The organism is Synechococcales cyanobacterium T60_A2020_003 (genome assembly GCA_015272205.1).
Classification (GTDB): domain Bacteria; phylum Cyanobacteriota; class Cyanobacteriia; order RECH01; family RECH01; genus JACYMB01.
The window spans coordinates 24736-31177 of the sequence record JACYMB010000096.1; the positions used below are offsets into that span (position 1 = coordinate 24736).

Annotated in this window: 5 protein-coding genes; 1 reads left to right on the plus strand and 4 read right to left on the minus strand. The window is 54.6% G+C overall.

Annotated features, from left to right (window positions below; genetic code table 11):
• Nucleotides 1–2: 2 nt before the first annotated feature.
• From IGR76_04910 to IGR76_04925, 4 genes are all read right to left on the minus strand, one after another.
• The gene (locus tag IGR76_04910; protein ID MBF2077862.1) at nt 3–752 is read right to left on the minus strand and encodes a sucrose-phosphate phosphatase; all 750 of its coding nucleotides are present in this window, start codon (nt 750–752) and stop codon (nt 3–5) included.
• Nucleotides 753–989: 237 nt separating this feature from the next.
• Nucleotides 990–2813: an aspartate kinase gene (locus tag IGR76_04915; protein MBF2077863.1), complete on the minus strand. Its 1824-nt coding sequence runs from the start codon at nt 2811–2813 to the stop codon at nt 990–992.
• Between the two features lie 520 nt (nt 2814–3333).
• The gene (locus IGR76_04920; protein MBF2077864.1) at nt 3334–3639 is read right to left on the minus strand and encodes a hypothetical protein; all 306 of its coding nucleotides are present in this window, start codon (nt 3637–3639) and stop codon (nt 3334–3336) included.
• A gap of 54 nt (nt 3640–3693) precedes the next feature.
• On the minus strand, nt 3694–5154 hold the full coding sequence (locus IGR76_04925; protein ID MBF2077865.1) for a DEAD/DEAH box helicase family protein: 1461 nt from the start codon (nt 5152–5154) through the stop codon (nt 3694–3696).
• A gap of 282 nt (nt 5155–5436) precedes the next feature.
• Here IGR76_04925 and IGR76_04930 point away from each other — a divergent pair.
• Nucleotides 5437–6442: ABC-F family ATP-binding cassette domain-containing protein (locus IGR76_04930; protein ID MBF2077866.1), on the plus strand; the 1006-nt coding region annotated here is incomplete at its 3' end.

A 6442-nucleotide genomic window follows, 5' to 3' on the forward strand; every position in this document is an offset into this window, starting at 1 on the left:
GCCTAGGATAAAAATCCGAAATAGTGCAATCCTTCTAAGATACCGCCTGCACAGTGCGCCTGCGCCAAGTAGCGATCGCGCGAGGGATTGGCATGATGCCAGGTCAACAATTCAGGGCGAGCATTGCCGACGATCACGCCGCGACTGTCCACGTCTTGGAACAGAGATAGATCATTCCCCGAATCGCCACAGACGACGGTTTGGGCGGGAGATAATCCCAAGGTTTGCTGCAAAAATGCCGTGGCTGCCCCCTTGTTCGCTGCGCGGGGCAGAATATCCAAATCCTGACCGCTGCTGTAAATCACCTGGGCATCAAGGCCGCGATCGCCCAACAAGGCTTTAATCTTCGCGATCACCCGATCCGCATCTGATTCTTCTAGAAAGTAACTGACTTTGAAGGGCGTTTGCTCTGAGGCGGGTTGCAGCGTCAGTTCCGCAAATTGCGCGGTAACTTCAGCAACCTCATCCCGATTCCAGCCCACACTCAACTGTTCTGACCACTGGACATCTGGTTCGATGGCACTCGCATGATAAATTTCTGTGCCCACCGACAGCACCAAGATATCCGGCTGGATCAGCGACTTCTCTGCTTCTAATTCCCGATACAGGGTGAGCGATCGCCCTGTGGAGTAGACGATCTTCGTGCCGTGCGCTTCCCGGTGGCGGATGAGTTTTTGGCTGAGGGTTTCCAGGGCAGCATCGTCCCCTACAAACGTGTTGTCTAGGTCGGTGACGAATAAAAACTGAGCCATACTCCCTCCGCTGCGTGCATAAAACCAGTGTACCGAGACAGGGTTAAGGCTTGGGATCTAACCATTGGGGGAACTGGCACACGCTCAGGACGCGATTTTTAGGCTTTTTTCTAGCCTGAAGATAGCTGTACAGCTTGAGGGAGTTGGCCTAGGGGCTTTGGCCGACTCCTTTCCCAAGGGATTGATTTAAAGGTACGGGAATTTGGGTAGTGACGGTGGCGATCTGCCCTTGGCACCCTAAGCCGGAACCTGGATAGCGCGATCGCCCGCCAGTTCAAACGCCCCATGAACCGCCTGTAGCGCCCGTACCCCGTCTTCCTCAGAAACAACGCAGCTAATTTTGATTTCGGAGGTAGCAATCATCTGAATATTGATCTTTTCGTTCGCTAAGGCTCGGAACATCTTGGCCGCCACTCCCGGACGGTTGACCATGCCCGTGCCGACAATGCTGACCTTGGCGATCGCCGTATCCACCACCACCTCGCTAAATCCTAGCTCTGGCGAAACCTGTTCCAACACCTCTTGAGCCGTCTTGGCATCGGCTTGAGCCACCGTAAATGCAATATCCCGTGTTGGCACTCCGTTCAGTAAACGGCAGCGCTGGGACTGAATAATCATGTCTACACTAACACCGTGATCGGCCAGGATTCTAAAAATTCGCGAGGCCATACCAGGGCGATCGGGAACGTGACGCACGGCAATCTGAGCCTGATTCCGATCCAGGGCAGCCCCCCGAACTGGGGGGGCATCGGAGATGATGTCTTTGGGCGCGTGTTCAAATCCGGGGATGATCGGCGATCGATCCACATCAAATGCTTGGCAAAGGGCATCCACAGCGCGATCGCAGTCTTCCATGGCGATCGCACAACTCACCTTCACCTCAGACGTGGAGATCATTTGGATATTCACGCCAGCGTCGGCAAGGGCGGTAAACATCTGCGCCGCCACCCCCGGACGTCCAATCATTCCGGCTCCAGCAATGCTGACCTTGGCAATGCCCGGATCGGTCATCACTTCCGCTTCGTCGGGTGCCGTGGATTCTGGATTACGCAGGACAGGGGCGATCGCTTCCGCCACGGCTTCCGCTTGATTCAGGGAGTCTTTCGTAACCGTGAAGGCAATATCGTTAGTGTTGCCTTCGTGGATGGATTGGATAATCAAATCCACATCCAGGTCTTGCACCGCAATTTCCCCAAACAGGCGGGCAGCAATACCAGGGCAGTCGGGAACCCGCAACAGTGCAACTTTCGCCTGGTCAGTATCCAACTCAATGGCGTCTACGGGATGTACAATTTCGAGACCCTGGAGCGATCGCGGCTGATTTAAGGGTGAAGTGACGCGGGTACCCGGCTCATCCGTCCAACTCGATCGCACCACCAGCGTTACGCCATAATTTCGGGCAATTTCCACCGCCCGTGGATGCAGCACTTTTGCCCCTAGGCTGGCCAGTTCCAGCATTTCATCACAGGTGATATCCGTCATCAACTGCGCTTCGGGAACCAGGCGAGGGTCAGTGGTCAGAATGCCCGGAACGTCGGTATAAATTTCGCAGGCATCCGCCTTCAATGCTGCTGCCAAGGCCACTGCCGAGGTATCCGATCCTCCCCGGCCCAGGGTGGTAATTTCCAGGTCTTCTGTAGAGCTAACCCCCTGGAAACCAGCGACGACCACAACTTTGCCATCGTGGAGATGTCGTTCTAGTCGTTCGGTTTGAATGTCGAGAATTCGGGCGCGGCTATGCTCAGCTTCGGTCACAATTCCCACTTGGGCACCCGTCATCGAAATGGCAGGTTGTCCAATTTCATGGAGAGCCATCGTCAGTAGCGCAATGGAAACCTGTTCTCCTGTCGAAAGGAGCATATCCATCTCGCGCCGACTGGGACTACTAGAAATGTCGTTGGCTAACTTCACCAGGCCATCGGTTGTTTTACCCATTGCCGATACCACCACCACCAGCGAGTTCCCTTGCTCCGCCGCACGTTTGACTCGTTGGGCAACGGCCTGGATCCGTTCTACCGTTCCAACGGAAGTTCCTCCATATTTTTGGACAATCAGCGCCATACTTGCCTAACCCGTGTATTCAAATTTCCTATCGATGGATGGTGGTTGTCGTCGCCCCACAGTCGCTTTCAAGCCGACTTCAAACTATCGGATGTTTCGCGATCGAACTGTACGACGAACTACGTTTAAGCCTGGAATTGTAGCCCCAGTACACCCAATCGATGATAGATAAGCCTAAATAAACTTAGCAAACCCTGGGGACGGGGCGGCGGACTCGAAATGCTTTCTCACTAGCGATGTAGTAATTCTTTATAAACTCGCCCTCCATTCAAGTGGCGACGGCTCTATAACGTGAATTCGATAGCGTCATTTCAGTTGCACAAGGCGTGGCTGAAATCAGCTTGAAATGGTCTCAGAGGCTAGATTTCGGCGTAGTGCATAGGGTATCACTGGCCGCATTGCTAACATCTTGGATAAAGGTCGGAGGAAGACCGCTTCCGGTGTAAGCGGCCGCAAAATCCTCCATATTGGCTCCTGTTGCTAGGATTCGCATATGGACTCGCCCAAGACAATCGTGTTTTCATCTCCAATAATAGAGGCGACCACCACCGATTCCGGACGTGCTATTTTCGCAAAGGCATCCAGAAACGCTTGATAAGGATCGGCTGCAGCCGAATTGCTGGGCTCGGATGTTGCGATTTGGGAACTTCCACAAATAGACTCTAAGTTGATCACCCGTCCCGAAGTTGATCACCCGTCCCGTCTCATCAATGGCGAAGCAGGTGTAGTTGCTCTCTACCTGGGCGATCGCATTTTGGCTGACAAGGGACAGGGTTGTGCTTGCGGCGATCGCCAGTCCAATTCGGCTGAGGGATTTAGGAATCATGAGGATGCCTCCCTATCAATCAGGGTAAATATTGGGCTTTGCCCCAATGGTATGTCAGGAATGGGGATCGGTGTTCCAATCTGGGGAGGATTCTGCGGCACGGGGCATCGCGGACGGCAAAATCTCCAACTGTTGGGAATAGCTCACCGGTTTCCGTTCCCGCCGTCGCCGCGAAACACTTTCCTCCGTAGTCTCCTCGGCAATTACCTCGTAAAGAATGGCGCGTTTCTGAGGCGTACTGCGCCGCAACACCCGACCTAAGCGCTGGATGTACTCCCGGCTCGATCCCGTTCCCGACAACAGAACTGCGATCCGGGCTTCCGGTACATCTACCCCTTCATTCAACACATGGGAAGCCACCAGGGTTTTGTATTCCCCCTCGCGGAACCGTTGCAGAATGGCGTGCCGCTCTTTCACCGGGGTTTGGTGGGTGATGGCGGGGATCAGGAAGTCCTGGGAGATGCGGTACACCGTAGCGTTATCGTTGGTAAAAATTAGGGTCTGTTCGGGGTAATGCTCCGAAATCAGATCGGCTAAAACCCTGAGTTTACCTTCCGTCCCTAGGGCGATCGCCCGGGCTTCCCGGTGTGCCAACATCGCCCGTCGTCCGGCTTTGGATCGGGCGCTGACCTGGACAAAATGCTGCCACCCCTCCAAACTGCCCAGCCAGACATTGTTTTCCTGAAGGAAGCGGTTCCGAACAGCAATCAGATGTTCATAGCGATCGCGCTCCTCCTGGGACAGCTTGACGTGAATTTGCACCACCTCATGGTGAGCGAGGGCCGTTCCGGCCAGGTCTTCGGCGGTGCGGGCATAGACCACTTCGCCGAGTAGATCATCTAAGTCCGTATGGCGACCGTCTGAGCGATCGGGGGTTGCCGTTAAACCAAGGCGAAAGGGGGCGATCGCGTATTCAGCAATTACCCGATTAAAGTCACTCGGTAAATGGTGACACTCATCGCAGATCAGCAGCCCGTAGCGATTGCCAATCTGTTCGGCCTGGATCGCGGCACTGTCGTAGGTGGCGATCAGGATGGGGGTGCGATCGCGCGAACCACCCCCCAGCAGTCCAACCTCCACATCGGGAAAGGCGGCGGTTAAATGGGCGTACCACTGATGCATTAAGTCCAGGGTGGGAACCGTGATCAGCGTACTGCGCCGCGTCGCTTGCATGGCGAGTTGCGCCAAGTAGGTTTTTCCCGCCGCCGTTGGCAACACCACCACGCCGCGCCGACCTGCCTTCACCCAAATATTCAAGGCATCCCGCTGATGGGGATAGGGTTCCAACGTCACCGCAGGTTGTAGTTCAATCGGTTCAAAGGCCTTGGCTTGGTCGTCAAATGCCGTGCCCGACTCACGCAGCTTTTCCACCAAGGGACGATACTGAATGGCCGGAATCCGAAACCGCTCAATCCGGTCATCCCACGTGGCCCACTCCACCCAGGCACTCCCCCGTGGCGGTGGATGCAGAATTAGCGTACCGCGATCAAATTTCAGCGTGGGGGTACGGGGCATACAAGAACAGGTGTTCGACTGCTTTTCAGTGTACAAGAGGCTTGGGCGATCGCCCCACGGTTAAACACGAAATGTCCGAAAACCGATGCCCCCAGGTGCAGATCGGTAGATGCCGTACAGCGGAACCGAACCCAGGTTTGCTAAAGTTTACAATAGCGTCGCGGTACGAATCTCGTTGATGGAACATTGTCGAGATCGGATTGGGACTTGTCCAACCTTAGCCGCGAAGGTAACCGTTTTTCTGCACATTCCATTTACTGATCCAGTCGGGGAGAACCGTCCATGCTTCGCTTAGAACACGTGAGTAAGATTTATCCGACTGGAGAAGTCCTGAAAGATATTAACTGGGAAGTCAAACCGGGCGATCGCATCGGGTTGGTGGGGGTTAACGGCGCGGGCAAGTCTACTCAGTTGCGGATCATTGCCGGAGAAGAAGAGCCAAGTTCTGGCGAGGTGATTCGACCTCAAAGTTTGAATATTGCCTATCTCACTCAAGAGTTTGATGTTGATCCCCGACGCACCGTGCGGGAAGAATTCTGGACGGTATTCGTAGAAGCCAACAAAGTCCAGGATGCCCTGCACCACATTCAGCACCAAATGCAAACAGCGTCCCCAGAGGAACTGGACGATCTGATTCACCAACTCGATCGCCAGCAGCGCCAGTTTGAAGCGTTGGACGGCTACGGCTTGGAATCCCGCATTGAAAAGATGCTGCCGGAGATGGGCTTTAACGCCGATGATGGCGATCGCCTCGTCAGCTCCTATAGCGGGGGCTGGCAAATGCGAATGAGTTTGGGCAAAATTCTGCTACAAGAGCCGGATATCCTGCTGCTGGACGAGCCAACTAACCACTTGGATCTAGAAACGATTGAATGGCTAGAGCGGTATCTGAAAGGATTGCTCACGCCGATGGTGATCGTGTCCCACGACCGCGAATTTCTCGATCGGCTGTGTACGCAGATTGTGGAAACCGAACGGGGCGTTTCGACCACCTATTTAGGAAATTACAGCTCGTACCTAGAGCAAAAAGCAGAAGCAAAACAGGCACAGCAGGCGGCGTTTGAAAGTCAGCAAAAGGAACTGGAAAAACAGCAAGCCTTTGTCGATCGCTTCCGAGCCAGCGCGACCCGCAGCACCCAAGCCAAAAGCCGCGAAAAACAGCTTGAGAAAATTGAGCGGATCGAGGCTCCGATCAGCGATGTTCGCACCCTGCGATTTGAGTTTCCGCCTGCGCCCCGCAGCGGTCGCGAGGTGGTGATCGTCAAGGATCTCGTTCACATTTATGGCG

Coding starts and splice junctions, on each gene's coding strand:
- IGR76_04925 (MBF2077865.1), bottom strand. CDS start 5,154: ATGCCCCGTACCCCCACGCTGAAATTTGATCGCGGTACGCTAATTCTG.
- IGR76_04910 (MBF2077862.1), bottom strand. CDS start 752: ATGGCTCAGTTTTTATTCGTCACCGACCTAGACAACACGTTTGTAGGG.
- IGR76_04915 (MBF2077863.1), bottom strand. CDS start 2,813: ATGGCGCTGATTGTCCAAAAATATGGAGGAACTTCCGTTGGAACGGTA.
- IGR76_04920 (MBF2077864.1), bottom strand. CDS start 3,639: ATGATTCCTAAATCCCTCAGCCGAATTGGACTGGCGATCGCCGCAAGC.